General features: G+C 68.6%; 25 protein-coding genes and 1 pseudogene. 6 read left to right on the top strand and 20 right to left on the bottom strand.

Annotation, left to right across the window (positions count from 1 at the left end; genetic code table 11):
- Positions 1 to 104 precede the first annotated feature (104 nt).
- Positions 105 to 803: a hypothetical protein gene (locus ACQ7HM_RS11610; protein WP_434216438.1), complete on the bottom strand. Its 699-nt coding sequence runs from the start codon at positions 801 to 803 to the stop codon at positions 105 to 107.
- Between the two features lie 532 nt (positions 804 to 1,335).
- On the opposite strand from ACQ7HM_RS11610, the gene ACQ7HM_RS11605 reads away from it, so the two are divergent.
- Positions 1,336 to 1,542: a three-helix bundle dimerization domain-containing protein gene (locus tag ACQ7HM_RS11605; RefSeq protein ID WP_434216437.1), complete on the top strand. Its 207-nt coding sequence runs from the start codon at positions 1,336 to 1,338 to the stop codon at positions 1,540 to 1,542.
- 35 nt (positions 1,543 to 1,577) lie between these two features.
- Here the strand turns inward: ACQ7HM_RS11605 and arr are convergent, their stop codons facing one another.
- Positions 1,578 to 2,003 (bottom strand): NAD(+)--rifampin ADP-ribosyltransferase, encoded by a 426-nt coding sequence (gene arr / locus ACQ7HM_RS11600; RefSeq protein WP_434216436.1) that lies wholly within the window; start codon positions 2,001 to 2,003, stop codon positions 1,578 to 1,580.
- Between the two features lie 214 nt (positions 2,004 to 2,217).
- On the opposite strand from arr, the gene ACQ7HM_RS11595 reads away from it, so the two are divergent.
- Positions 2,218 to 3,069: a 3-hydroxybutyryl-CoA dehydrogenase gene (locus ACQ7HM_RS11595; RefSeq protein WP_434216435.1), complete on the top strand. Its 852-nt coding sequence runs from the start codon at positions 2,218 to 2,220 to the stop codon at positions 3,067 to 3,069.
- Here the strand turns inward: ACQ7HM_RS11595 and ACQ7HM_RS11590 are convergent.
- From ACQ7HM_RS11590 to ACQ7HM_RS11560, 7 genes are all read right to left on the bottom strand, one after another.
- Complete coding sequence (locus ACQ7HM_RS11590; RefSeq protein ID WP_434216434.1) at positions 3,057 to 3,878, bottom strand: SDR family NAD(P)-dependent oxidoreductase; 822 nt, start codon at positions 3,876 to 3,878, stop codon at positions 3,057 to 3,059. The two genes, ACQ7HM_RS11595 and ACQ7HM_RS11590, sit on opposite strands and share 13 nt — an antisense overlap.
- A 16-nt stretch (positions 3,879 to 3,894) precedes the next feature.
- Entirely contained in the window at positions 3,895 to 5,067 is a 1,173-nt protein-coding gene (locus ACQ7HM_RS11585; RefSeq protein ID WP_434216433.1) for an NADH:flavin oxidoreductase, read from the bottom strand.
- A 2-nt stretch (positions 5,068 to 5,069) separates the two neighbouring features.
- A complete protein-coding gene (locus ACQ7HM_RS11580; protein ID WP_434216432.1) occupies positions 5,070 to 5,648 on the bottom strand; it encodes a TetR/AcrR family transcriptional regulator in 579 nt (192 codons plus the stop codon).
- Between the two features lie 147 nt (positions 5,649 to 5,795).
- Entirely contained in the window at positions 5,796 to 6,659 is an 864-nt protein-coding gene (locus ACQ7HM_RS11575) for a hypothetical protein (protein WP_434216431.1), read from the bottom strand.
- Positions 6,660 to 6,811: 152 nt separating this feature from the next.
- On the bottom strand, positions 6,812 to 7,765 hold the full coding sequence (locus tag ACQ7HM_RS11570) for an ABC transporter permease (protein WP_434216430.1): 954 nt from the start codon (positions 7,763 to 7,765) through the stop codon (positions 6,812 to 6,814).
- The gene (locus tag ACQ7HM_RS11565; RefSeq protein WP_434216429.1) at positions 7,762 to 10,365 is read right to left on the bottom strand and encodes an alpha/beta fold hydrolase; all 2,604 of its coding nucleotides are present in this window, start codon (positions 10,363 to 10,365) and stop codon (positions 7,762 to 7,764) included. The genes ACQ7HM_RS11570 and ACQ7HM_RS11565 overlap by 4 nt, the downstream gene beginning before the upstream one ends.
- A gap of 38 nt (positions 10,366 to 10,403) precedes the next feature.
- A complete protein-coding gene (locus tag ACQ7HM_RS11560; RefSeq protein WP_434216428.1) occupies positions 10,404 to 11,858 on the bottom strand; it encodes an MFS transporter in 1,455 nt (484 codons plus the stop codon).
- Positions 11,859 to 11,929: 71 nt separating this feature from the next.
- Here ACQ7HM_RS11560 and ACQ7HM_RS11555 point away from each other — a divergent pair, with 71 nt between their 5' ends.
- Complete coding sequence (locus ACQ7HM_RS11555; protein WP_434216427.1) at positions 11,930 to 12,574, top strand: TetR/AcrR family transcriptional regulator; 645 nt, start codon at positions 11,930 to 11,932, stop codon at positions 12,572 to 12,574.
- Here ACQ7HM_RS11555 and ACQ7HM_RS11550 read toward each other — a convergent pair.
- The 8 genes from ACQ7HM_RS11550 to ACQ7HM_RS11515 form a co-directional block, all read right to left on the bottom strand.
- Positions 12,564 to 13,637, bottom strand: coding sequence for an SDR family oxidoreductase (locus tag ACQ7HM_RS11550; RefSeq protein ID WP_434216426.1), 1,074 nt, complete (start codon positions 13,635 to 13,637; stop codon positions 12,564 to 12,566). The genes ACQ7HM_RS11555 and ACQ7HM_RS11550 overlap by 11 nt on opposite strands.
- 70 nt (positions 13,638 to 13,707) lie before the next feature.
- On the bottom strand, positions 13,708 to 14,535 hold the full coding sequence (locus ACQ7HM_RS11545; RefSeq protein WP_434216425.1) for a hypothetical protein: 828 nt from the start codon (positions 14,533 to 14,535) through the stop codon (positions 13,708 to 13,710).
- Between the two features lie 4 nt (positions 14,536 to 14,539).
- A complete protein-coding gene (locus ACQ7HM_RS11540; protein ID WP_434216424.1) occupies positions 14,540 to 14,791 on the bottom strand; it encodes a DUF1049 domain-containing protein in 252 nt (83 codons plus the stop codon).
- A 43-nt stretch (positions 14,792 to 14,834) separates the two neighbouring features.
- Positions 14,835 to 15,542 (bottom strand): aquaporin, encoded by a 708-nt coding sequence (locus ACQ7HM_RS11535; RefSeq protein ID WP_434216423.1) that lies wholly within the window; start codon positions 15,540 to 15,542, stop codon positions 14,835 to 14,837.
- Between the two features lie 317 nt (positions 15,543 to 15,859).
- Positions 15,860 to 16,030, bottom strand: coding sequence for a CsbD family protein (locus tag ACQ7HM_RS11530; RefSeq protein ID WP_434216422.1), 171 nt, complete (start codon positions 16,028 to 16,030; stop codon positions 15,860 to 15,862).
- A gap of 95 nt (positions 16,031 to 16,125) precedes the next feature.
- On the bottom strand, positions 16,126 to 16,974 hold the full coding sequence (locus ACQ7HM_RS11525; protein WP_434216421.1) for an ANTAR domain-containing protein: 849 nt from the start codon (positions 16,972 to 16,974) through the stop codon (positions 16,126 to 16,128).
- Positions 16,971 to 17,474: a hypothetical protein gene (locus ACQ7HM_RS11520; protein ID WP_434216420.1), complete on the bottom strand. Its 504-nt coding sequence runs from the start codon at positions 17,472 to 17,474 to the stop codon at positions 16,971 to 16,973. The genes ACQ7HM_RS11525 and ACQ7HM_RS11520 overlap by 4 nt, the downstream gene beginning before the upstream one ends.
- On the bottom strand, positions 17,471 to 18,037 hold the full coding sequence (locus ACQ7HM_RS11515; protein ID WP_434216419.1) for an RNA polymerase sigma factor: 567 nt from the start codon (positions 18,035 to 18,037) through the stop codon (positions 17,471 to 17,473). Before ACQ7HM_RS11515 ends, ACQ7HM_RS11520 begins: the two co-directional genes overlap by 4 nt.
- Before the next feature lie 208 nt (positions 18,038 to 18,245).
- On the opposite strand from ACQ7HM_RS11515, the gene ACQ7HM_RS11510 reads away from it, so the two are divergent.
- Positions 18,246 to 18,530: a hypothetical protein gene (locus ACQ7HM_RS11510; protein WP_434216418.1), complete on the top strand. Its 285-nt coding sequence runs from the start codon at positions 18,246 to 18,248 to the stop codon at positions 18,528 to 18,530.
- A gap of 11 nt (positions 18,531 to 18,541) precedes the next feature.
- Here the strand turns inward: ACQ7HM_RS11510 and ACQ7HM_RS11505 are convergent, their stop codons facing one another.
- The 3 genes from ACQ7HM_RS11505 to ACQ7HM_RS11495 all read right to left on the bottom strand — a co-directional run bounded on the left by ACQ7HM_RS11505 (position 18,542) and on the right by ACQ7HM_RS11495 (position 20,539).
- Positions 18,542 to 19,705, bottom strand: coding sequence for an RNA polymerase sigma factor (locus ACQ7HM_RS11505; RefSeq protein WP_434216417.1), 1,164 nt, complete (start codon positions 19,703 to 19,705; stop codon positions 18,542 to 18,544).
- 28 nt (positions 19,706 to 19,733) lie between these two features.
- A complete protein-coding gene (locus ACQ7HM_RS11500; protein WP_434216939.1) occupies positions 19,734 to 20,141 on the bottom strand; it encodes a YciI family protein in 408 nt (135 codons plus the stop codon).
- A gap of 119 nt (positions 20,142 to 20,260) precedes the next feature.
- Positions 20,261 to 20,539, bottom strand: a complete 279-nt coding sequence (locus ACQ7HM_RS11495) for a YrhK family protein (protein WP_434216416.1) — start codon at positions 20,537 to 20,539, stop codon at positions 20,261 to 20,263.
- Between the two features lie 121 nt (positions 20,540 to 20,660).
- Here ACQ7HM_RS11495 and ACQ7HM_RS11490 point away from each other — a divergent pair, with 121 nt between their 5' ends.
- Together ACQ7HM_RS11490 and ACQ7HM_RS11485 are read left to right on the top strand one after the other, a co-directional pair.
- Positions 20,661 to 21,893 (top strand): multidrug effflux MFS transporter, encoded by a 1,233-nt coding sequence (locus ACQ7HM_RS11490; protein WP_434216415.1) that lies wholly within the window; start codon positions 20,661 to 20,663, stop codon positions 21,891 to 21,893.
- Positions 21,894 to 22,191: 298 nt separating this feature from the next.
- Positions 22,192 to 22,895: pseudogene (locus tag ACQ7HM_RS11485) on the top strand (DUF222 domain-containing protein); the annotation flags it as partial.

The following is a 22,895-nucleotide window of genomic DNA, read 5'->3' as shown; positions in this document are numbered from 1 at the left end:
ATCAGTGTCCACGACGACCGGTACGTCAGACAAGCACAGCGGCGGCCGCCGGCATGACGCCGACGACCGCCGCTGGGAGACCCCGATCGCTCAGGGCGACGAGATCACTTGGTGTTGACGGTGATCTTCGCGATTCCGACCAGCAGACCGGCCTTGACGGCGTCGGTGTTGAAGGTCTTGTTGAGCAGGCCTGCGGCGGTGTCCGAGATCAGGACGCGAGTGCCCTCGAGAACTGCGGTGCCGTCGGGGTTGGTCTGCAGCGGCTTGAGCGTGCTGCCGTCTAGATCGAAGACGATCGCCTGGGTCGCGGCGACCTGGCCGTTGACCGACACGTCGGCCATGAGCTTGGAGGTGCCCGGGTCGATGGTCAGATTCGTGATGTCGACGACGGTCTGGCCCGCGGTCAGGGAGAAGCCGGCGTTGGCGTGCTCGATCTTGCCCTGCACGTACGGCTGGATCGATCCGGGCGTGTAGTACGTGACGTTTCCGCCGGTGATCGGGAAGACCAGCGAACCGTTCTCGAGCTTCGCGCCACCGACGACACCCGGGGTGAGCTTGAGCGCGGTGAGTGCATCGGTGAACCCGGTGTCGAGAGCGACGGCCGTGTCGCGGCCGGTGAGGGTCGGGATGGTCGCCACGGGGGCCGGAGCGCTCGACTCGGCCGCAGACGACGCCGAGGAGGTCGCGGCGGTCGACGACGACGCCGAATCCGACGAGTCGTCACTCGAGCAGGCAGCCGCCGGAAGAACGGCGATGGCAGCGATCGCCGCGGCGACCACGATCTTGCGGGACTTGAGCATCATGGGTGTGATTTCCGTTCATGAACGTGTTCGGTCGCAACGGATTTCGTGGCGACTCTGTGACACACTGCGCAGACGACGGCCGCTGGGCCATCAGAGTGTGTACACAGAGCATTCGGCACGCCGAACCGTTCGGCTTGGTCCCGACGGCAAGTTTCTCAATTTTCTCCGCATCGGCGGAGCTTTGTCCCGTTTTCTTCCGCTCATGCGGCTCATGACCCATCCGGCGTCGGCGCGGCAACGAACGACTTCATGACGATCGACCAGGCGACGAGCTCATGCGACTCGTGAAAGCGTTGCGTGCCAACTTGATAGGGACGTCGATTCGTCGGGTCGGACGGAGTGATCTCATGGGTGCCCGGGCGGACACGGTGTTGTCGTGGTCCGCCCGGACACCCTTGTGATCACTGCGACGCGTCGCGATCGGTCGTGGACGGCAGCGGTGTCATCGTGCGCGCGGGTGCGGGTGGCCGGCCATCGGCCGACGGCTCGCTGTCCACGGATCGGACGACAGGCTCCACGTACCGTGGAACGCATGACGACCGACGGTGTAGAAGAACGCCAACAGATCGACATGGTCATCGACCGCATCGCCGCGAGCAGGGAACTACCTCGCGAACGTGTGGCCGGTGTTGTCGACAAGGCCTATCGAGAACTCGAACAGAACCGGATCCGCGACTTCGTGCCGCTGCTGGTGGAGCGTCGCGCCCTGCGCGACCTCGATCGCACACCGATCGACTGACCCCGAGACCTGGCCTGACGTTCCGCCGGCCCTGCTCAGTCGATGATGACCGCGCTGTTCTCGCGGCGCAGCGTGGCGAGGCCGTCCCGCATGGCCTGGATCCGCTCCGGCGGGTGGCCCACCCAGTCGGTGAGCTCACCGACGACGACAACGGGATCGATCGTGCGAAACGACTGCGTCGGGTTGCCGGGGAACTTCTTGTCGGTCACGTTCGGGTCGTCCTCGACCGCTCCGGTCGGCTCGACGAGATAGATGCGGCCCGGACCGTCGCCGACCGCCATCTCCGCACCCCACACGGCGGCATCGAGGGTTCTCGTCATGTAGACGTGACGCAGCGGTCGTTCGCGGAAGTTCGACCGATGACCCGGCACGAGCCTGTCCCCCACGACCAGATCTGCCTTGGTGCCGTGCAGCCACGCACCGGATTCGTGCACCTCGAACGGTGTCGGTACCTGAGCCATGAATGGACTCCCCTCATCGGGCCGCGTCGGGTCCAGACGCGAGCACGCCAGATGATGCGCCCCCACCGGGGTCTTGCCGCAAGACCCCCTCTGCCGCATATCCTGAGAGCAACGGTCGTGTGCGTCGCCGTGTGGTGGCGCCCGATAGATTGTCCTCATCAGTTGCCGGCGTTCGCGCTGCGCGTTTCACGATCGACGAGGACGAAGGACAGCCATGACATTGCTGGGAGTGGTCGGCGGCGGCACGATGGGCGCGGGTATCGCAGAAGTGGCTGCACGCGCAGGTGACGAGGTCATCGTCCTCGAACGCGATCAGACCGCCGCCGATGCCGCGACGGCGCGTATCGAGAAGTCGCTGGCGCGCGCGGTCAAGTCCGGCAAGCTCGGCGACGACGATTCCGGTGCCGCACTCGGCCGCCTGCGCACCACCACCTCGATCGGCGATCTCGGCGATCGCGAGCTGGTGATCGAGGCGCTTCCCGAGATCGAGTCACTGAAGATCGGCTTCTTCGCCGATCTGGACAAGGCGACCGCACCCGAGGCCATCCTCGCCACCAACACCTCGTCCATCCCGATCATCCGGGTCGCGAAGGACGTCGCCGACCCGAGCCGCGTGGTGGGTGTGCACTTCTTCAACCCCGTCCCGGTGATGCCTCTCGTCGAGATCATCTCCAGCCTCGTGAGTTCCGATCACGCCGTCGAGACCGTGACAGCCTACGCGCGTGACCATCTCGGCAAGCGCACGATCGCCGCCGGCGACCGCGGTGGTTTCGTGGTCAACGCGCTGCTGATCCCCTACCTGCTGTCGGCGATCCGCATGTGCGAGAGCGGATACGCCACCAAGGAGGACATCGACACCGGCATGGTCAACGGGTGTGCGCACCCGATGGGACCGCTGACCCTCTGTGACACCGTCGGTCTCGACGTCGTCCTCGACGTCTCCGAATCGCTGTACGCCGAGTTCGCCGAACCCCACCTGGCCGCGCCGCCGCTGTTGCGTCGGATGGTCGATGCCGGGTTCCTGGGCAAGAAGTCGGGCCGAGGTTTCTACGACTACTCGCGCTGAACGCGGGTAGATCGGAAGAGCTGCACCAGGAGTCGATCCACCACAGGCGTCGGCAGGTGGTGGAGCACGCTGCGCCGTAGATCGGCGCGGACGGAGTAGTGCGCCCGCGGTCGCCTCGCGGTGGCCGCGCGCCACACCACCTCGGCGAGCAGGTGCGGGTCGTGTGCGCGTTCCTGCTCTCGTATCGCGAGTGCTCCGACCCTGTCGATGAGCGCACCGAAATGGGTCGTGCTGTCGCGTGCGTGCGCGAAGGCACGGCCTATCCCGTCGACCATGTCGGTACGGAACGGCCCGGGGCGGATGGTGCTCACCGGTATCCCGAGGAACATCAGTTCGCGACGCAGGGCGTCGGAGTAGGCCTCGATCGCGTGCTTGGTGATCGCATACGGTCCGTTGAGCATCAGCGCGCTCTGCCAACCGGTCTCGGAACTGATGGTGATGACCCGCCCCCTCCCCTGGATCACCTGCGGTAGCGCGGATTTCACCACCCGATAGGTGCCGAGCAGGTTCACCTGGAGAAGCCCGACGAGCTCGGCCTCATCGATCTCGGCCACGGAACCGACGCGCATCACACCGGCGAAGGTGACGACGGCGTCGAGCCCCTCGGGTGCTTCGCGGCGGACGATCTCCATCGCCGTCTCGACGGATTCGGCTCGCGTGACGTCGATCTCGATGGGGATCGTGCGTTCCGCAGCGGGCGGCGGCCGCAGGTCGGCGGCGAGCACGCGCCATCCGCGTTCGGCGAACAGTCGGGCAGCGGACCCGCCGAGTCCCCCACCGGCTCCGGTGATGAGGATCGTCGGGGTCACCGCGTTCGTACCGCGGTCACCCGGCGACGCGATCACGGGTCAACACGCAGTGGGTCCGGCTGTAGATGGTCGGCATGCATTCGTTGCAGTGCGTGCAGAGCGACCGCGGGCGGTCGTTCGCCTGGATGCGGTTGATGAGATCCGGTTGCCGCAGCAGGGCCCGCGCCATGGCCACGAACTCGAAACCCTCACTGCGCGCGAGGTCCATCGTCTCCCGCGACGTGATACCGCCGAGGAGGATCAGCGGCATCGTGAGCTCGTGTCGGAACTGCCGGGCCATGTCGAGCAGGAACGCATCTTCGTACGGGTAGGCACGCAGGAACGGACCGGCCAGTCGCATCCCCCATCCGAGCGGCGGCGGGAACGCCCGGGCGAAGCTACGCCGCGGGGCGTCGCCGCGGAACAGGTACATCGGATTGAGAAGCGAACTCCCGGCGGTCAATTCGAGTGCATCGAGAGCGCCGTCGTCCTGCAGCCAGCGACCGATCTGCAGGCTCTCATCGATGTGCAGGCCGGGTGCGACACCGTCGTCCATGTTCAGTTTCGCCGTGACGGCGAGGCGGTCGCCGACCCTGTCCCGTACGGCGGTCGCGATGTCGCGGGCCAGACGGGCCCGGTTGCGCAGCGAGCCGCCGTAGTCGTCGCGGCGTCGGTTGAGCAGCGGACTGAAGAAGGAACTCACGAGATAGTTGTGGCCGAAGTGGATCTCGACGGCGTCGAAGCCGGCCCGCTGGGCGTATCCCGCGGCGTCGGCGTGCGCCTGCACCACCTCGCGGAGCGCGGCGGCGTCGGGGCGCTGCATCATCTTCATGCTCAGCGGGCTGAAGAGTCGTGTCGGGGCCAGGGCCGGCGACCGGTTCGACGCGGCGTTGGCCACGGGTCCGGCGTGACCGATCTGGGCACTGACCGCGGCGCCTTCGGCGTGGACGGCGTCGGCGAGTCGCCGCAACCCGGGCACGGCGTCGGGTCGCATCCAGATCTGGTGTCGGTCGGTACGTCCCCCGGGCGCGACGGCGCAGTACGCGACCGTCGTCATCCCGACGCCACCGGCGGCGGGCACGCGGTGGTACTCGATGAGATCGTCGGTGACGAGCGCATCAGGTGTGCGCCCCTCGAAGGTCGCCGACTTGATGACCCTGTTGCGCAGCGTGATCGGCCCCAACCTCGCCGGCTCGAAGATGTCGCTCATCGTCACTCACTTTCCTCGGACAGACCTGCGGACACGAACCGACACAGGGACTCGACCTGACGCGGAGACAGCACACGGTCGCCGGCGAGCGGGTCGCCGAACTGCCCAAGGATCAACTCGAACGCAAGCGCCCAGCGCTGCCGCGCCTCTCCCACCGACAGTCCGGAGACGTTGCGGCGCAGCATCTCCACGAAGGGGTCGAGGCCGAACCAGCGATCGGTCCAGGCCATCTCGCGGCGGCCGAGCACCACCCGGGCCAGGAGATGGAGATAGAGGCGACCCGCGGGGTCGGCGGCCAAGGTGATCAGCGGCGCGACGACGCCGTCGACGATCTCACGCACGTCGAGGGCCTCGGTGTCCATCCGCGACACCGGTTCCCACCACGCAGGGCCGAGACGGGCCTCAAGCAATGCGGCGACGAGACGTTCCTTTGATCCGAAGTGATAGTGCACCGCAGCGGCGTTCATCCCGGCCTCGGTGCACACCGCGCGCACCGACACCGCGTCGTACCCCGATCGCAGCAGCAACGACTCCGCGGCCACCAGCAGTCGTTCGCGCGTGTCGACCTCGGCTTGTTCCATCGATCGAGTAGAACACGTTTCAATCAGTAGTTCAATCACTGATTGACAACCACGATGCGACGCGCCCCGCGCCGACCGGGCAGTTATCTTCGTCGACCGGGCAGTTGACTTCGTCGACCGGGCAGTTGTCGCGATCGATCGGGCACATCACCGTCGTCGGGGCCGTCGTTCGTCGCGCAGGCGCCCGATCCGGGTGACGAAGCCGAGGGGATCGTCGCGCAGTTGCACGCTGTTGCGGCGTTCCGTGTGCCATCCGAGTTCGGCGGTGGCCCGATCGCGGGCGGCATCGGACTCGCGTTGCTCCTCGGAGTAGTGGTAGTCGAACCCGTCGAACTCGAAGGCGATCTTCTCGGCGCGGTAGGCGTGATCGAACCGGGCGATCTTTCGTCCGAACGCGCCGCGAATCACGACCTGGGTCTCCGGTCGAGGCAGGTCGGCGGCCAGCACGAGGTGTCGCATCCAACTCTCGCCGAACGACTCCGCCTGCGGATCGATCCATGGGACCAGTCCGCGGATCTGGCGGATCCCGCGCGTCCGCGGATGGTCGACGATGAACCGCCACAACTGACCGCGGTCCAGGTCGGTGGCGGCAACGAGTGCGTCGAGGTATCCCAACGCGGACCATGTCGGCGTCCGGCGACCCAGGTCGTAGGCCGTTCGGATCGGCGATGTCACCGGCATACCGTCAAGCGTGAGAACGTCGCGCGGATCGAGGTCGGTCCGAACCACCTTGATTCTGTCGAGTTCACGCCCCTGGCCGGTCGGGCAGCGAAACAGTTCGAGGCGACCCGCGTCCCGGTAGAACGACACTCCGTACATCGTCGCGGCGCTCACGCCACCGACGACAGCACCCGGACCGGCGCGCAACCACGCGGCGCGGATGGCGTCGATCGGAGCGAGTTCAACCCGGGGGTCTGCGTACACCCCGCGATGAATCCGTTGGAAGTCGCGGGCGACCACCGGCTGTGGCAATTCCGAGGACGTGATCAGGAACGGTTTGTCGATGGTCATGCCAGCTTGGACGTTCAGAACACCCGAAACGGTTCTCCTGAATCGAGAACTGCCCGATCGACGAGCAGAACTGCCCTATCGACGCGGTTAAGTGCACGATCGACGCAGATTGCTGCCCGATCGACGCCGTTGAGTGCACGGTCGGCGGAGGGTCAGCTGACGATGTCCTTGCGGTGGAACCACCACCAGGCTGCACCGAAGAGGACCGAGGAGTAGATCAGCGAGATGCCGACCCCGCGGGCCATGTCCTCCCAGATCACGTTCGGTCCCAACGCATCCAGCCAGGCGAACTGGTAGTGGGTGGGCAGGAACTGTCGGTACGGGTCGAGGGCGGAGATCGAGTCGAGGATGTTCGACAGGATCACCAGCATCGTCGCGCCACCCACCGCGCCGAGCGGGGCGTCGGTGAGGACGCTCAGCAGGAACGCGAACCCGGCGACCACCATCGACTGGATCAGCGTGTACCCCACCACGATCGCCAGGCGCTGCAGCGTCTCGGAACCGGTGAAGTCGCCTCCGAGAGGCGACTGTGCCGGCCCCCATCCGAAGAACAGCCCACCGATCACATACGCCCACACCGGGAGGAGTATCAGCACGATCGCGCTCGACGCCAGCCCGATGAACAGCTTCTGCCGCAACAGATGTGAGCGTCGCACCGGGATCACCAGCAGGTAGCGCAATGATGCCCAGCCGGCCTCGCCGGCGACGGTGTCGCCACAGAACAGCGCGACCAGCACCGTCAGCAGGAACGAGCCCGCGGCGAACTCGGTGAAGAGGGCGAAGTTCGCGCCACCCGCGGTGGCGAGGCCGTACAGCGCCGAGGTCTGCCGACCACCCTGGTCGCCGCCGGCGGTCGAGGGATCATCGGAGCTGAGCGAGAACGCGATCGCGATGATGGGCGGCAGGATCAGCACGAGCAGCGCGGCCACCTGCGTACGGCGACGACGCAGCTGACGCACCGCTTCCACGCGCAGCCCCAGTGTGCGACGTGAGCGGAACTCGACCGGCGCGACCGGGCCGATGGAGTCGAGTCGGTCGTGCACCCCCTTTCGGGTCGCGGCCACCCGCGTCGTAGCGGTCTCGTCAGTGGACGATGGATCGGTCACGAGGACTCCTCTCCGATCAGGTCGAGGAACGCCTCTTCGAGGTGCCGACGGGATTCGACGACGTCGGCGTCGATACCGGCGGCGGTCAGGACTCGTCGTGCCGCGGCCACATCCGCGACGGCGAGGGTAGAGGTCGCCGCACCGGCGAGTTCTTCCACCGACCCGGCGGTGATGAGCCGGCCCTTGTGCATGACCACCACGTGGCTACAGGTCTGCTCGACCTCCGACAGCAGGTGACTCGACACCACGACCGTGCGTCCGGTGGCGGCGTACCGCCGCATGACCTCGCGCATCTCGGCGATCTGGGGCGGGTCGAGGCCATTGGTCGGTTCGTCGAGGATCAGCAGCTCCGGCAGCCCGAGCATCGCCTGCGCGATGGCGAGACGCTGTCGCATGCCCTGGCTGTACTTGCGGACCTTGCGGTCGACCGAAGCTCCGAGACCGGCGATCTCGAGGGCGGTCTCGACATCGGCCTCGGCGCGAGGACGGCCGGTGGCGGCCCAGTAGAGGTCGAGGTTCTCGCGGCCCGACAGATGCGGGAGAAGGCCCGGACCCTCGATGAACGCGCCGACGCGGGCCAGGACGGCCGACCCGGGTCCGACGTGCTGACCGAACAGCCTGATCGATCCGGCGGTGGGTGAGATGAGCCCGACCATCATGCGCAGGACGGTGGTCTTGCCCGCGCCGTTGGGACCGAGAAGTCCGACCACCTGGCCCTTCTCGACGCTGAACGACACCCCGTCGACCGCGCGATAGGAGTCGCCGTACTCCTTCACCAGACCCTCGACGACGATCGGCGACACGTCATCGGAGGGCACGTCGGCGCTCTCGGCACGACCACGACGCCAGCCGGCGAAGGAGATCCCCGCGATGAGGGCCAGCAGCACGACGATGCCGGCGATCGGCCAGGCCCACGGGAACGGCGCCGAGCGCGCCTCACCGGTGAGTGTGGTGAGCGACAGCGTCGGCGAATCCAGTGCGATGGAATAGGTTCGGGCGTCGGTGGGCAGGGCGAACCCGAGGTCGGTGGTCGACACCTGCACCGCGACGCGATGTCCCGCGGCGACCGTTCGCACCACCGTCGGCAGGTTCACCGTCACCGACGTCGATCGCCCGGGGGTGAGTCCGGTCAGCAGGACCGGCGTCACGAGCCCCGAGGGTTGGGTGCGCTTGCCCTCGCCGTCGACGTCGACCAGCGAGACGAACAGCGTTGCGTCGGTGGTGGTCTGCGGTGTGATGCGCAGCCGCACGGTCGACGAGCCGCCGACGAGGGTGTCCGATGACAACGGCGCCGAGACGAATCCGCCGGCCTGGCCGGGGAGCGCCGACAGAGACACCCCACCGGTCACCGAGGTCGCTGTCGCCAACAGGCTTCCGATACCCGGCACCGCCGTGATGGCCGTCGGGGTGCCGCCGGCGGGTGCGTTCACGAGTTGGGTTCCGCCGAGAAGCGGCATCTGACGGGTCGTCTGGGCATCGGCGAGCGACGGCGCGCTCAGCGGTCGCGCCGTCGCGCGGCCCGTGTCCGACGACAGGGCACCGTCGGCGACATCGGCGGAGAAACCGCTCTTTGGGGTCTGCTTGTCCTGCAACACCGTCGCGAACCACGACTGCACCGCCGAGGAGATGTCTCCACCGGGTTGGTCGTGGCCACCAGTCCGCCACTGCATCCGCACGGGGGTGCCGTTCGCGGCGATGCCGGTGGCGTTGCGCACGGCCTGGTCTATCGGGAACAGCGAATCCTGCTGGCCCTGGGTGAGCAGGGTCGGGGCGGTGATGCGGCCCAGCACCGACGCCGGGCTCGATGCACGCATGAGCGCCTGCAGCGCGGGTGTCGGTGACCCGGCCGTGGCCGACGCCTGGTAGGCGGCGCAGACGTCGGGCGCGAACTTCCCGCAGCCGTTCTCGGTGGCGGTGCTCGCGGCCTGGCTGAACAGCTGCCCGGCCCACGCGCGTTTGAACACGCCGTTGGGGAAGAGTGCCTGCGACAGGTCGTTCCACGTGATGTCGGCCGCGATGGCGTCGACGCGCCGGTCGTAGGCCGCGGTCAGCAGGGCGACGCCGCCGCCGTAGGAACCGCCGGCGATGCCCACGCGGGGATCGTTCGGTCCGTCGCGTTCGACCTCGGGCATGGTCGCGAGGCGGTCGATGATGCGCCGGGCGTCGGCGATCTCGTAGTCGGGACTGTCGAGATGGACGAGGCCGCCGGACGCGCCGAAGCCGCGCGCCGAGTATGCGACCACCACGTACCCGCGGCCGGCCAGGGTGCGGGCCTGCGAGGTCAGGTCGTCCTTCGAACCGCCGAAGCCGTGCGCGAGGATCACCGCGGGGGCGGGCAGCGTGGCCGGCAGGAACACCGAGGCGTCGAGCGAGACCGGGGTCGTGCCCTCGGGGACCCCTGCGATGGTCATCGACCGTTCGGAGATCGACCGATCGTCGCCGCCGGAGGTCGCGATCACGGTGATCACCACCGCCAGCACCACGACCACGAGCGCGGCCACGATCAGCCAGAGTCGACGACCCCCGCGCACCGTCTGGCAGATACCGATGCTGTCCTCCCTCGATGCCCGCGACCCCGGTGGGTCGTCTCCGTCGATCATGCCCGTAATCGACGATCGGTGCTCCCGGGCGACAGGCGTCAGACCGGTTCGAGCACATCCTCGCGATCGTGGGTCGCGAGCGCCGGCGACGACACCACCAGGCCCGCGAGCGCGGCGAGGGTGGCCGCCACCGCGCAGATGGTGAACAGGACCTGGTAGCCGCCCAGCGACGGCAGCGCCGCACCGCCGACGGTGACGGTGATCGCGGCGAGGAGGCTGCCGCCCACCGCACTGGCCAGCGTGCTGCCCAACGACCGGGCCAGGGTGTTGATCCCGTTGGCGGCGGCGAGATCCGCGGCGGGGGTGTGCACGTTGATCAGCGAGGGCAGCGACGCGTAGGCGATACCCGTGCCGGCACCGACGATGGTGCTGCCCAGGATGATCTGCCACAGCGAATCGGTGAGCACGATGCGCACCACGAGCCCCGCGGCGATGATGAGACCACCGGCGAACAGCACCTTGCCGGGGCCCCACGCGGCCATCAACCGGGCCGCGACCGGCGCGAGCAGGAGCATCAGGATGCCGCTGGGCATGAGGCACAGGCCCGCGACGAGGACCGACGACCCGAATCCGTAGCCGGTCGCCTCGGGCGCCTGCACGTAGTTCGCCGTGCCCACGAAGCTGGCGAACAGGGCGAACCCCACGAAGATCGAGGCGACGTTGGTGATGGCGACCGGCGGGTTCGACAGGGCACGCATGTCGACGAGCGGGTCGTGCGAACGCTTCTCGACGAGCACGAGCAGCGCGAGCAACACCACCGACGCGACGAGCAGACCGATGGTCGCGAACGAACCCCAGCCCCAGGACGATCCCTGCGACAGCGGCAGCACGAGGCAGACCAGACCGCCGACGAGCAGCACGATCCCGGGGACGTCGATGGCGCCGGGACGCTCGCCGCGCGGGTTGCCGACGACGGCGAGCACCAAACCGATGCTGGCCAGCGCGCCGACCGCGCCGATCCAGTACAGCGCGTGGTAGTCGAAGTGCTCGGCGACGATCCCGGCCAGCGGGAGACCCAGTGCGCCACCGACACCCAGCATCGCGCTCACGAGCGCGACGGCCGAGCCCTTACGGGCCTCGGGCAGCACCGCCGACAGCAGGCTGATGCCCAGGGGGATGGCGGCGCTGGACAGTCCCGTGATGGCACGACCGACGATCATCACGCGGATGTCGTCGGTCAGGGCATCGATGACGGAGCCGACGAGCAACGCCCCGAGCGCGACGACGAGCATCAGTCGTCGCCCGTACATGTCGGCCAGACGACCGATCACCGGTACTGCCGCCGCGCCGACGAGCAAGGTCGAGGTCAGCAGCCACTGCGCCTCGGTGGTCGAGGCGCCGATGTCGCGCGAGATCGTCGGCAGCACGGGGAGCACGAGGGTCTGCGCGAGCGCCGCCATCAGTGCCCCGAGTCCGATCGCGATGATCTCGAGGTTCGCCCGCCACGCCGATCCGGCGTGCACCTCTCCCTGCGTACGAGTCGCCTTCGCCATGCCGTCACTCCCTCACTGTGCAAACGCTTGTTTACACAGTGACGGTAGACCGCTGTGGCATCCTGGTCAACATGCGTTTACATGAGCCGTCGCAGCCCTCGGCCGGCTCCGGCGAGACAGCGGGCCGCGAGCGCAACGCCGACGCCACCCGCGCGGAGCTGCTCAAAGCCGCCAAACGCCGATTCACGGTCTACGGCTTCGAGCGGACCACGGTGCGCGAGATCGCCGCCGACGCCGGCGCCAACGTGTCGCTGATCAATCGCTACTTCGGGTCGAAGGACGGTCTGCTCGCCGCCGTACTGGCCGAGACCGCGCTCGTGTTCGACGGCCGACCGACCGTCGGCGCAGCGCGTCCGGAGACCGTCGTCGACGAGGTGCTCGCCGGTCTCGATCCCGACGCGTGGCCGGAGTTCGGACACGAGAACCCGCTGTTGTTGCTGCTGCGCGATGCTGCGGGCGACGAGGCGACGGCGCACCTCCGCCGGCGGACCCTCGACGCGGTGATCGCGCGGTTCGCCGACGACATCGCCGAGGGTGACGTGACCGGCGAGGAGGCGCGCCTGCGCGGTGCACTGCTCTTCGCCATGATGATCGGGGTCGTGTCGCTGCATTCGGCGTTGCCCGACAGCGTCTTCGACGCCACCGGCACACCCGAGCTGCGTTCGGTCCTCACCGAGATCGCCGCCACCATCGCGCGCACCGGCGTCACGGGATGATGCGCGCCTCCCGATAGCGGGCGACAGCGTCGGCGAAACTGTCGGGCGTGGAGCGGAATCCGAGGAAACCGGCCTGACGACTCTTGGTCATGTCGGTGAGGCACTCGATGTCGCGACCGAGGTCACTGTCGGTGTGCCACCACGATGCGAGACGGTCGACATCGGGTTCGACGAGCTCGTGGGCCTGTGCGATCTCGGCCCATTCGGCGGCGGCGGAATCCATCCGGTCGTCGAGTGGTCGTGGCTCGGAGTCGAAGCCCACCGGCTCCACGTCGAACAATGCGGCGATCTGCGGCCAGAGCCACCGCCACCGGAACACGTCACCGTTGGCGACGTTGAACGGCTCGTTCGCTCCGGCGTCATGTGTTGCGGCCCAGATCATCTGCTCGGCCAGCAACCCGACGTCGGTCACATCGGTGAGCCCGTCCCACTGGGTCTTCGACCCGGGGAAGACGAACGGTCGACCGTTCTGCTTGCAGAGGGTGGCGTACACCGACAACGTGAGCGCCATGTTCATGGCGTTGCCGACCGCGAACCCGAAGATGGTGTGCGCCCGGTGCACGCTCCACGTGAAGCCCATGCGTTCGGCGGCCGCGAACAGCTCGTCTTCCTGTGCGTAGTAGAAGTTCTCGTTGTCGAGGCGCGGCTCGGATTCGTGGAACGGCGTCTCGGCCATCACCGCGGTGCCGTAGTCCTCGAACGGTCCGAGGTAGTGCTTGAGTCCGGTCATCAGCGCGACGTGCCGTACCGACGTGCCCTGCAGCGCGGTGAACACGTTGCGCAGCAACTGCGAATTGACCTCGATGTTCTCGGCCTCGGTGTCCTTCTTCATCCACGCCACGAGGAACACGACCTCGGGCCGGACGTCGCGCAGTTTCGTTGTGAGGTCGTCGACGTCGAGGAGGTCGGCCGCGATCGGGGTCACGCCCTCGACCGGCAGCGTGTCGTGGCGCGACAGCCCGTAGGTCGTCCAGCCCTCGTCGACGAGTCGCCGGCTGATGGCCTGCCCGGAGATACCGGTGGCGCCCACCACGAGCGCGACACCTGGGGTGTGTTCAGTCATGCCCTGTGCAGCACGCCCGGCGGGTCGGTTTGTTCCATCGCGACCGTGACCAGTACAGGACGTGCCGCACTCAGGCGACGGTGGGCTTGTCGGCCCGCAACCATTCCACGCCCGCACCGACGGCCTCCTTCAGCGCCGACCGTTCGCCGACATAGTCGGCGGCAGCTCCGACCACCGGCACCGCGCTCAGCGTCCGCCACAGGCGCGACGGGCGGGGGCGGCGCTTCGCCTCGCCGGCGACCTTGCGCAGGAGTTGCGCGGTCGACCAGATCCGCTTCACGACCGCACGTGCCGAGCGGACCACCGACCGGTCGTCGTCGTCGGCCGCGTCGGCCTCGAGCGGTTCGATGTCGGCGTCGGCGGTGGCGGGCTCGAGCAGGTCCGCCGAGGCGATCTCCCGGCCGCAGAGCACGGCCGCGAGCAGATCGGTTTGCTTGGTGCGGTCGGTGACACCGTGCACGCGGGCGACGGCGCACAGGACGAACGCCTGCTGGGTGAACCCGAGCACGTCCTGGATCGGCAGCCGGTCGGCCGCCGCGCCGAACACGCCCGGGTAGGCCACCAGCACCGCGGTGAGCGACCCGACGCGGTCGACCCACCAGTCGGTGCGTTCGTCGGTGTCGAGCCGCTCCCATTTCGCCGACCCCGGGGCCGACGCCGCATTGGTGACCCACGCCAGGGAGTCGGCCACCTTCGCGATGGCCCTGTCCGAGAAGGAGTCCTCGTCGCCGTCGGCGAGATCGTCGGTCGTGCCGTCCTCGGGTTCGGTGGTCACCCCGGAGTCGGGGCGCTCCTCGCCGAAGGGATGACTGTTCTCGAGGACGTCGAGGACGGGCGAGATCATTCCGGTGGCCCGGTGCAGGATCCCGGCGACCTCGGCGTCGGTCAGGTCTTTCACAAGATCACTTGACCGCGCGGCGAACCCGTACCGCAGCGCTGACGATGAGGGCGATGACCGCACCGACGACGGCGGCACCGAGGAGCGCGACGCCCACGCCGAGATCGAAGTCGAAGCTGATGAACGTGATGGTGGTGTGCACCGTGTTCTGCAGGACGAACACGACGAGGGCGATGATCAGGATCAGTGCGACGACGAGCGAGATCTTCGTGAACGCACTGGTGCCGGAACGCTTCGCGGGAGTGGAGGTGGTCATGAACGGTTCCTTTCGGGAGGGTCGAGCTGGTGATGGGTGTGGATCAGGCCGTGCGGGCAGGTGTGACGAGCAACCGGTGCACCGCCGCCGCGATCACGGCGCCGACGAGCGGGAAGACGATGAACACCCAGAGCTGTGACAGCGCGAGGTTTCCGGTGAGCACGGCCGGACCGATGGACCGCGCCGGATTGACCGACGTGGAGTCGATGCCGATCGCCACCAGATGGAGAACGGTGAGGGTGAGGCCGATGGGGACACCCGCGGCCTGAGGCGCCGCGGCGGTGCGTGATGTCGCCGACAGCACCACGAACACCAGGATCGCGGTCGCGACGACCTCGATGATCGCGACGGGCAGGAGTCCGTAGCCACCGGTCGAGGCCGAACCGAATCCGTTGGTGCCCAGGCCGTCCGAGTCGATGCTGTAACCCGGGCGCCCCGCGGCCACCACGAGGACCACGGCGGCACCGACGATGCCGCCGATGACCTGCGCGACGACGTAGGCCGCCGCACGTGCCGGTTCGATGCCCTTGCTGAGCAGCACGCCCAGCGTCACCGCGGGGTTCACGTGGCAGCCCGAGATGGGCCCGATCGCGAAGACCAGCGCGAGCAGCGTGAGGCCGAAGGCCAGCGCGATGCCTATGGTGCCGACGCTGTCACCGGCGAGTACCGCGGTACCCACGCCGCCGATGACGAGCAGACCGGTCCCGATGCCCTCGGCGGTCGCGGCGCGCGCCGTCGACACCTCGCTCATTTCTGCTTCGAGCGGTTCTCGCGGCGCTCGTTCCACTTCTTCTTGGCGTATCCCCATGTGACGCGGCCCAGTCCGGCGTACAGCCGGCTCGCCACGCTCCTGTGTTCACTCATCGGTGTCTCCGAACTTGTTCTGCGCACGCGTCATCCGGCCGGGGCCCGGTGGGCGACGGCCGAGAGGTGGGTGCGAAATGAGAGGCGACGCGGCCGAGTGGCCCGTCGGGTGGTGGGCGGTGCCCTGCACACGCCCGCGCGGCCGGTGAGGCCGCGGTCGTCACCCGGCCGGCGCAGACGCCGGACCGGGTGACGCGGAAGCGATTACTTGAAGGTGTCCTTGATGTTCTCGCCGACCTTCTTCACGCCGGCCGAACCCTGGTCCTTCTTGCCCTCTGCCTCGAGGTCGGAGTTGTCGGTGACGTCCCCGATGACCTCTTTGGCCTTGCCGACGGCGTCTTCGGCGGCGTTCTTCGCCTTGTCAACGATTCCCATAGCAAACCTCTTTCGTCTGGGGCCCCTGTGTGGGGTCACGATGAGGTAGTCGGGGCGCACCCCGCGTTGTGCACGCGCGAGTTCTGTGAAGTGAGTCACACGGCGGGATCGGCATCGGGTACGGCGGTGTGACCGGCGATCATCTCGGCGGCGATGTCGCGCACCCTGCGGTTGGTGTTCTGCGACTGTGCCCGCAACATCGCGAACGCCTGCTCGGCGCTCACCCCGTGGCGGCCCATGATCATGCCCTTGGCCTGCTCGATCGGCGCGCGGGAGTTGAGCGCGGCACGCAGCGCGTCGGCCACCTCGACCGCGGACTTGAACCGCGCGAAGTCGCCGATGGCCCGCGACACCGTGGTCGTCAGCAGTTCGATGATGTCGGCGTCGACGGTGTCGAAGGCCGCGGCACCCTGGCCGTAGAGGTTGAGGGCGCCGAGGGGCTGGTCCTGGGCCGCGAGGGCTGCGGCGAGGAACGAATGGATGTCCTCCTGCGCGGCCGACGCGGCGAACTCGGGCCACCGCTGGGTGCCGGCATCGACGTCGACGAGCACGGTCTCGCCGGTGCGCGCCGCGTGCAGACACGGACCGTCGCCGGCGTCGTACTGCTCCTGGTCGACCCTCAGGGTGCGCGAGTCGGTGTGCACCGCGGTGTAGGTGCGGCCGCCCAGAGCGATGGTGATGCTGGTGCAGGTGGCCCCGTCGATGGCCTGGTGGGCCACATCGACGACCCGCTGCAGCAGGACCACGAGGTCGTCCTCGTCGACGATGCTGCCGCCGAGGGCGACGAGCATGGTCGCGAGCGTCGCCGGCGTCGCGTCGGAGGCGGCGACGGCGGTCGCGACCTCGACGGCCTCCTCGGTGGCGCCGTCGGGCGTCGCCGCCAGCAGCGACGTGCTGGTCCGGGGATCCGACGCCGGATCGTCACCGCTGATCTGAGTGGTCATCGCGAGATCTCCTCGTCGGGTGGGGTGTCGGTACGCCGCAGGGGCTCGGGCGTGCTCCGCACGTGCACGTCGACCGACTGCGTCAGCACCGCGTGGCGGGCGTCGCCGAGCACATCGCGGACGACGTCGAGCACGAGTCTCCGGACTCGCGCGATGAGCGCGTCGAGGTCGGTGGGTTCCGGTCCGCGCAGCCCGACCCGGACGCCGGTGAGCTGTCCGTCGTCGATGTCGAGGTCGACCGCCGACGGTCGATGGGAGTCACCGCGCAGAGCGCGCGCGAGGACGGCGCGCAGCGCGTGCTCCCGCACGGTGAGGTCCCCACGATCCCCGTCGGCCGGGGTGCCGAGCGATAGCAGCCGTCCGCTGCGGGCGGTGGTCCGCACCCGTTCGAGGACGCTGTCGGCGACGGCGTCCCAACTGGCCTGGGCACGGTCACGGAGGTCGGCGACGATCTGTCGGGTGACGACGTCGTCGTCGGGGGCGTCGGGTGTCGAGCTCACTGCCAACTCCTCATCGATCCGCGCAGCGCGGTGCGGGCGCGGACGTAGTGGCCACGCGCGGCCGCCGACGCGACGCCGAGCACCTCGCCGATGTCGCCGAACGGCATCTGTTCGACCTCGCGGAGGATCCAGGCCGCACGCTGGCGAGGGGGCAAGACCGACAACTCCTTCTCGAGTGCGTCGACGAACGCGTCGGAGGTGGTCGCCGAGAGCGGCAGCCCCAGCGTGGAGGGTCCACCGAGATCGAGGATGTCATCGCCGATGGGGATCGGCGACCGCTTGCGATAGGCGTCGACGATCTTGCGGGAACAGATGGCGAACAGCCACGTCTGGATCGAGCTGTCGTGTCGGAAGTGATCGAGCCCGCGCCACGCCGCGACGAAGGAGTCCTGCACCACCTCCTGCACGGTGCACTCGTCGGAGAGCATGCGGCGCGCATAACCGTGCAGACGCGGACCGAACCGATCAACCAGGCGGTCGAAAGCGCCACGATCACCGAGGCGCGCGCGCTCGACGAGCTCACGATCGGTCAGGACGACGGCGTCCTGGTCATCTCCCCACACAGAAAAACCCCTTCACAGCGATGGCTCCGCTCGACAAGCCATCACGTGGAAGAGGCAGACCAACACTATGTCGTTCGACGCGGCGATGTACGCAGGGGGCGAGAACGAACGTGGCGTGTGTCACACCGCCCGGGCATGCGAAGGCGAGGACAGTGGACGACTACGCCCATGTCGGGCGATCCCGACATCCCCGTGAGGAGGCTCGGCCATGAACCCCGAACGCGGTGACACCGCTGCCGCGCTGGTCGATGCGGTCCTCGCCGTCGACGGCGTCGTGGCGATCGTCGACGACCCCGGCGGCACAGACGACCGTGATGCCGGCGCCCCGGGCCGCGTGACGGCCGACCGCGGGTTCCCCGGCGCGACCCACGTGCACGTGACGGTCACCGACGCCCACGACCCGACGACTACCGCGCAGAACGTGCAGGATGCGGCCCACCGCGTGACCGGAGGTCGGGTCGACGTGACGATCGAGGAGATCCTCGAGCACTGACGCGCCGGTGGTCAGCGCTCTCGGGCGGTGGCGTGGAGTCGTGCGGCCTGACGGGTCAGGTGGTCACGCTCGAGCAGGTTCGACGCCTGCGTCGCGGCGCGGGCATACAGCGCCGCGGCCGTCACCGGGTCGCCGGCGCGTTCGTGCAGATGGGCGGCGACGGCGGTGTGCCGCGGGAGGTCCGGATCGAGACCCGCCAGGGCGGCGAGACCGGCCGGGCCACCATCGGCCTCCCCGACCGCGACCGCCCGGTTGAGTCGTGCGACCGGACTGTCGGTGATCGCTATCAGCTCGTCGTACCACTCGACGATCTGCACCCAGTCGGTCTCCGCCGCCGAGGGCGCGTCGGCGTGCAGCGCCGCGATCGCGGCCTGAGCCTGGTACTCCCCCAACCGATCTCGAGCCAGCGCGGTCTGGAGCAGCGACACCCCCTCACCGATGAGTGCTGTGTCCCAACGGCTCCGGTCCTGATCGGCCAGCGCCACCAGCGAGCCGTCGCGCGCGTATCGGGCCGGGCGCCGGGCGTGGTGCAACAGCATCAGCGCGAGCAACCCGACCACCTCCTCGTGGTCGGTGACCGCACACAGTGCGCGGGTCAACCGGATGGCCTCCGCGGCGAGATCGACGTCCCCCGAATACCCCTCGTTGAAGACGAGGTACAGGACGCGCACCACGGTCGCCACGTCGCCCGGGGCGTCGAATCGGACTCCGGCGATCGTGCATTTGGCGCGGCTGATGCGTTGCGCCATGGTCGCTTCCGGCACCAGGTACGCCTCCGCGATCTGCCGTGTGGTCAACCCGCCGACGGCGCGCAGCGTCAATGCCACCGCCGACGCGGGCGTGAGGGACGGGTGTGCGCACAGCAGGTAGAGCGCGAGGGTGTCGTCGGTGGCGGGCACAGGTCCGGGCGTCGGCTCGTCCTCCACCCGCTCCTCACGCAGACGGCGCGAGGAGTCGGCGCGTGTGGCGTCGACGAACTTGCGCCACGCCACCGTGATCAACCACCCGCGCGGTTCACGCGGTGGATCCTCGGGCCAGACACGCAGCGCCTCGACCACCGCGTCCTGCACCGCGTCCTCGGCGCGGGCGAAATCCGCGCCGCGGCCGACGACCACCTCGATCACCCCCGGCACGAGGGATCGGATGAGGTCGCCGTCGACCGCGTTCGACGGCACCGGTCACCCCGTCACAGTCATCTGGCGGTCACTCCGTGATCGCCGGGGGCTCGGTGAGGAACGGACGCACCTCGAGCCACTCGTGGATGGGCTCTCCGCCACGACCGGGGGCCGCGGAGAGTTCACCGGCCAACTCCACCGCGCGGTCGAAGTCCTCGACGTCGATGATCATCCAGCCCGCGATGAGGTCCTTGGTCTCCGCGAACGGCCCATCGGTCACCGGCGGCCTGCCCTCGCCGTCGTAGCGGACCCACGCCCCCTCGGGTGCCAGCGCCTGACCGTCGACGAACTCGCCGGTGCCCTCGAGTCGGTCCGCGAACGCGCGCATGTACTGCATGTGTGCCGAGATCTCGTCCTCGGTCCACCGGTCCATGGGCACGTCGTTCTCGGGCGCCGGGGCTCCGCGGTAATGCTTCAGCAGCAGGTACTTCGCCATCATGTTCTCCTCGGTGCGGTGCGGCCCATTCTGGCCGCGCTCGACACAGAGACGGAACCGTTCGGCGGTTCTCGACATCACCGCGGAAGATTTTTTCGCCGGATCCCGCCGAATGGGCCCTAGTAGTCGTTCGAGGTGTCGACCGCGGTGCCTGTGGGGCTCAGTCGTTGCAGGTGGACGCGGCGCGCGAGGCGGATGACGGGGCGGATCAACAGCTCGACACTGCCGGCGAGGAACAGCCATGTCCCGGCGTACGCGGTGGACTCTCCGAAGAAGAGGATGCTGCCGACGATGAACCAGATCGCCACGAGGATGTCGTTGACGATGCTGACCACCTCCCAGCGCTGACGGATCACGAGTTCCTCGCGGCCGATGGTGAAGGTCAATTCGTTGCTCATGGCCCCATCTTCCATCGGTGTCCTCGTCGGTCGTGCGCTTCTCTCCTTCGGCTCGACACCCGATTCAACAGCTGTTGAGATTCGCGTGGTAGGTATGTCCGGAACCGACCAGGAGGCACCCATGACGACCACATCCCGTTCCGGGGCCCGTCCCGGCGACACCACGGACGACCGCGCGCCGATCGGCACCCTTCTGCTGATCGTGCTGGCGTTGCTGTCGGCGATCGCACCGATCGCCACCGACCTCTACCTGCCGGCGTTCCCGACCATGACCGGCGATCTGGCCACCGGCGCCACCGCAGTCCAACTCACGCTCACCGCCTTCCTCGTGGGTGTCGCGGTGGGCCAGCTCGTCTTCGGCCCGTTGTCGGATCGGGTGGGACGCCTCCGACCGCTGCTCGGCGGTGCGGTGATCTGCGTGGTCGCCAGCGCCCTGTCCGCGCTCGCACCGTCGATCGAACTGCTCGTCGCCGCACGCTTCGTCCAGGGCTTGGCCGGCGCAGCGGGGATGGTGATCGGACGAGCGATCATCAGTGACCTCGCCGTCGGGCCCGCCGCTGCCCGGGCGTTCAGCATCATGACGTTGGTGACCGGCGTCGCGCCGATTCTCGCCCCGTTCGTCGGCAGCCTGCTCGTGGGCGGCATCGGGTGGCGTGGGGTCCTCTGGGTGGTCTTCGCGCTGACCGCCGTGATGCTCGTCGCGGTCGTCGCCGTGGTGCGCGAGACCCACACACCGCGCCGACGGGAACAGGCCCGTACCGAACGCACCGAGAACGGCACGAGCGCAGGGGATCTCCTGTCACGCGAGTTCGTCGGCAACACTCTGGCCTACGGATTCGGTTTTGCGGTGATGATGGCCTACATCGCGGCGTCGCCGTTCCTGTACCAGGTGCTGCTGGGCATGAGCGAGATCGCGTACGGGGTGTCGTTCGGCGCGAACGCGGCGGGACTCGTGATCGTCGGCAGTGTGGCGGCACGGCTGGCCACGACCCGTTCGATCCGCGGGATGCTCGGACTCGGGTTGTCGGTGGTCGGCGTCGCGACCGTCGCGCTGCTCGTCGTCGTCGTGATCGGCGCACCCCACTGGCTCATCCCGATCCCGATCTTCGTCGCCGTGTCCGGCCTCGGACTCGTGCTCGGCAACGCCACGGCGATGGCCCTGCAGGCGGTTCCCCGCGCGGCGGGGTCGGGGTCGGCCCTGTTGGGCGCGTTGCAGTTCGGGCTCGGCGCCGCCGTCTCGCCGCTGGTCAGTCTCGGCGGCGAGAACGACCCTCTGCCCCTGGCGATCGTGATGGTCACCTGCGCCCTGATCGCGCTGGGTGCCTTCGCGGCGGCGGGTCGACGCACTGGCTGACTGGGTCACTCCAGGGTGTGTGCCGCCTCGGCGTGGCTTCGTACCCGGGGTCGAGGTCAGCGGGGTGACGTGTGTCGTGCTCGGTCAGCGATCGATCGACGAGCGATCTGTCGCTGACGTGACCATGATCGTGTTCGGCGCCAACACGATTCGTCCGGACTCAGTTCGTCCGGACTCAGACGGAAGCGTGACCACACCGCGATGTTTCACACTCCCACCTGCGCGCCTGACCATCGTTGTCCACAGCCCGGAACTTGTGCAACCGGGGATTGTCGTACCCCTGTTCTAGAGTGGGTTCATGGTCGACGGGGGTTGGGTCGGGGTGGATGCGGGGTCGGTGGGGTTGCTCACCGATCACGCTGACGCACCGGTGAACTCGTTGTTGGACAACATGGTTCACGCCGCAGCCGGGCAGGCATTCCTGGAATGGACCCGCTACCGCGACGCCGGAGAGCTCCACCGCCGACTCGTGGTGCCGGAGGAAGCATCGGACCGCCGCACCTTCGACGCCTTGATGCAGTGCGCAGCCCGGATCGCGGTCACCCACGCGATGTCACAGGGCGCAGCCGAACGACTCGTCGACACCGCCGTCGCGCTCCGAGACCGCCTACCCAAGGTCGCGACGTGCTTGCGGGACGGTCGGCTCGCACCGCGCTACGTCCGCACGAACGCACCGACCTGCTCATCGACCGCGAGGCCCAACAAATCGTCGACGCAGAGATCGCGGCCGCTCTTCGGCGGCGGGGTTCCTGGTCGCCGTCGCGGATCCGGGACATGGTCGACCGCAGCGTCTACCGCGTCGACCCCGACGCCGTCCGCGCCCGCCGCAAGACCGCGGTCGATGCTCGCGGATTCTGGATCGAACGCCTCGAGGACGGCATGGCACGCGTCGAAACCACCACCACTGCGGAGAAAGCGATCCAGGTGTCGCGGCGGGTGGAGGCGCTGGCTCGAGCGGTCTGCGGGAAAGACGACAGAACCCTTGCGGCCCGGAAGTCCGAT

Origin of the sequence: Williamsia sp. MIQD14 (assembly GCF_051025635.1) — a bacterium.
Taxonomy (GTDB): domain Bacteria; phylum Actinomycetota; class Actinomycetes; order Mycobacteriales; family Mycobacteriaceae; genus Williamsia_A.
The sequence above is the reverse complement of the archived record's forward strand: the minus strand, read 5'-3'. Positions and strand labels throughout refer to the sequence as shown.

Bases quoted from the DNA above. Each gene is read 5' to 3' on its own strand.
- ACQ7HM_RS11565 (WP_434216429.1), bottom strand. From the start codon at position 10,365: ATGATCGACGGAGACGACCCACCGGGGTCGCGGGCATCGAGGGAGGAC.
- ACQ7HM_RS11525 (WP_434216421.1), bottom strand. From the start codon at position 16,974: ATGACCACTCAGATCAGCGGTGACGATCCGGCGTCGGATCCCCGGACC.
- ACQ7HM_RS11495 (WP_434216416.1), bottom strand. From the start codon at position 20,539: ATGAGCAACGAATTGACCTTCACCATCGGCCGCGAGGAACTCGTGATC.
- ACQ7HM_RS11585 (WP_434216433.1), bottom strand. From the start codon at position 5,067: ATGAGCGACATCTTCGAGCCGGCGAGGTTGGGGCCGATCACGCTGCGC.
- ACQ7HM_RS11510 (WP_434216418.1), top strand. From the start codon at position 18,246: ATGAACCCCGAACGCGGTGACACCGCTGCCGCGCTGGTCGATGCGGTC.
- ACQ7HM_RS11490 (WP_434216415.1), top strand. From the start codon at position 20,661: ATGACGACCACATCCCGTTCCGGGGCCCGTCCCGGCGACACCACGGAC.
- ACQ7HM_RS11530 (WP_434216422.1), bottom strand. From the start codon at position 16,030: ATGGGAATCGTTGACAAGGCGAAGAACGCCGCCGAAGACGCCGTCGGC.
- ACQ7HM_RS11595 (WP_434216435.1), top strand. From the start codon at position 2,218: ATGACATTGCTGGGAGTGGTCGGCGGCGGCACGATGGGCGCGGGTATC.
- arr (WP_434216436.1), bottom strand. From the start codon at position 2,003: ATGGCTCAGGTACCGACACCGTTCGAGGTGCACGAATCCGGTGCGTGG.
- ACQ7HM_RS11605 (WP_434216437.1), top strand. From the start codon at position 1,336: ATGACGACCGACGGTGTAGAAGAACGCCAACAGATCGACATGGTCATC.
- ACQ7HM_RS11560 (WP_434216428.1), bottom strand. From the start codon at position 11,858: ATGGCGAAGGCGACTCGTACGCAGGGAGAGGTGCACGCCGGATCGGCG.
- ACQ7HM_RS11500 (WP_434216939.1), bottom strand. From the start codon at position 20,141: ATGGCGAAGTACCTGCTGCTGAAGCATTACCGCGGAGCCCCGGCGCCC.
- ACQ7HM_RS11610 (WP_434216438.1), bottom strand. From the start codon at position 803: ATGATGCTCAAGTCCCGCAAGATCGTGGTCGCCGCGGCGATCGCTGCC.
- ACQ7HM_RS11575 (WP_434216431.1), bottom strand. From the start codon at position 6,659: ATGACCATCGACAAACCGTTCCTGATCACGTCCTCGGAATTGCCACAG.
- ACQ7HM_RS11540 (WP_434216424.1), bottom strand. From the start codon at position 14,791: ATGACCACCTCCACTCCCGCGAAGCGTTCCGGCACCAGTGCGTTCACG.
- ACQ7HM_RS11555 (WP_434216427.1), top strand. From the start codon at position 11,930: ATGCGTTTACATGAGCCGTCGCAGCCCTCGGCCGGCTCCGGCGAGACA.
- ACQ7HM_RS11580 (WP_434216432.1), bottom strand. From the start codon at position 5,648: ATGGAACAAGCCGAGGTCGACACGCGCGAACGACTGCTGGTGGCCGCG.
- ACQ7HM_RS11535 (WP_434216423.1), bottom strand. From the start codon at position 15,542: ATGAGCGAGGTGTCGACGGCGCGCGCCGCGACCGCCGAGGGCATCGGG.
- ACQ7HM_RS11550 (WP_434216426.1), bottom strand. From the start codon at position 13,637: ATGACTGAACACACCCCAGGTGTCGCGCTCGTGGTGGGCGCCACCGGT.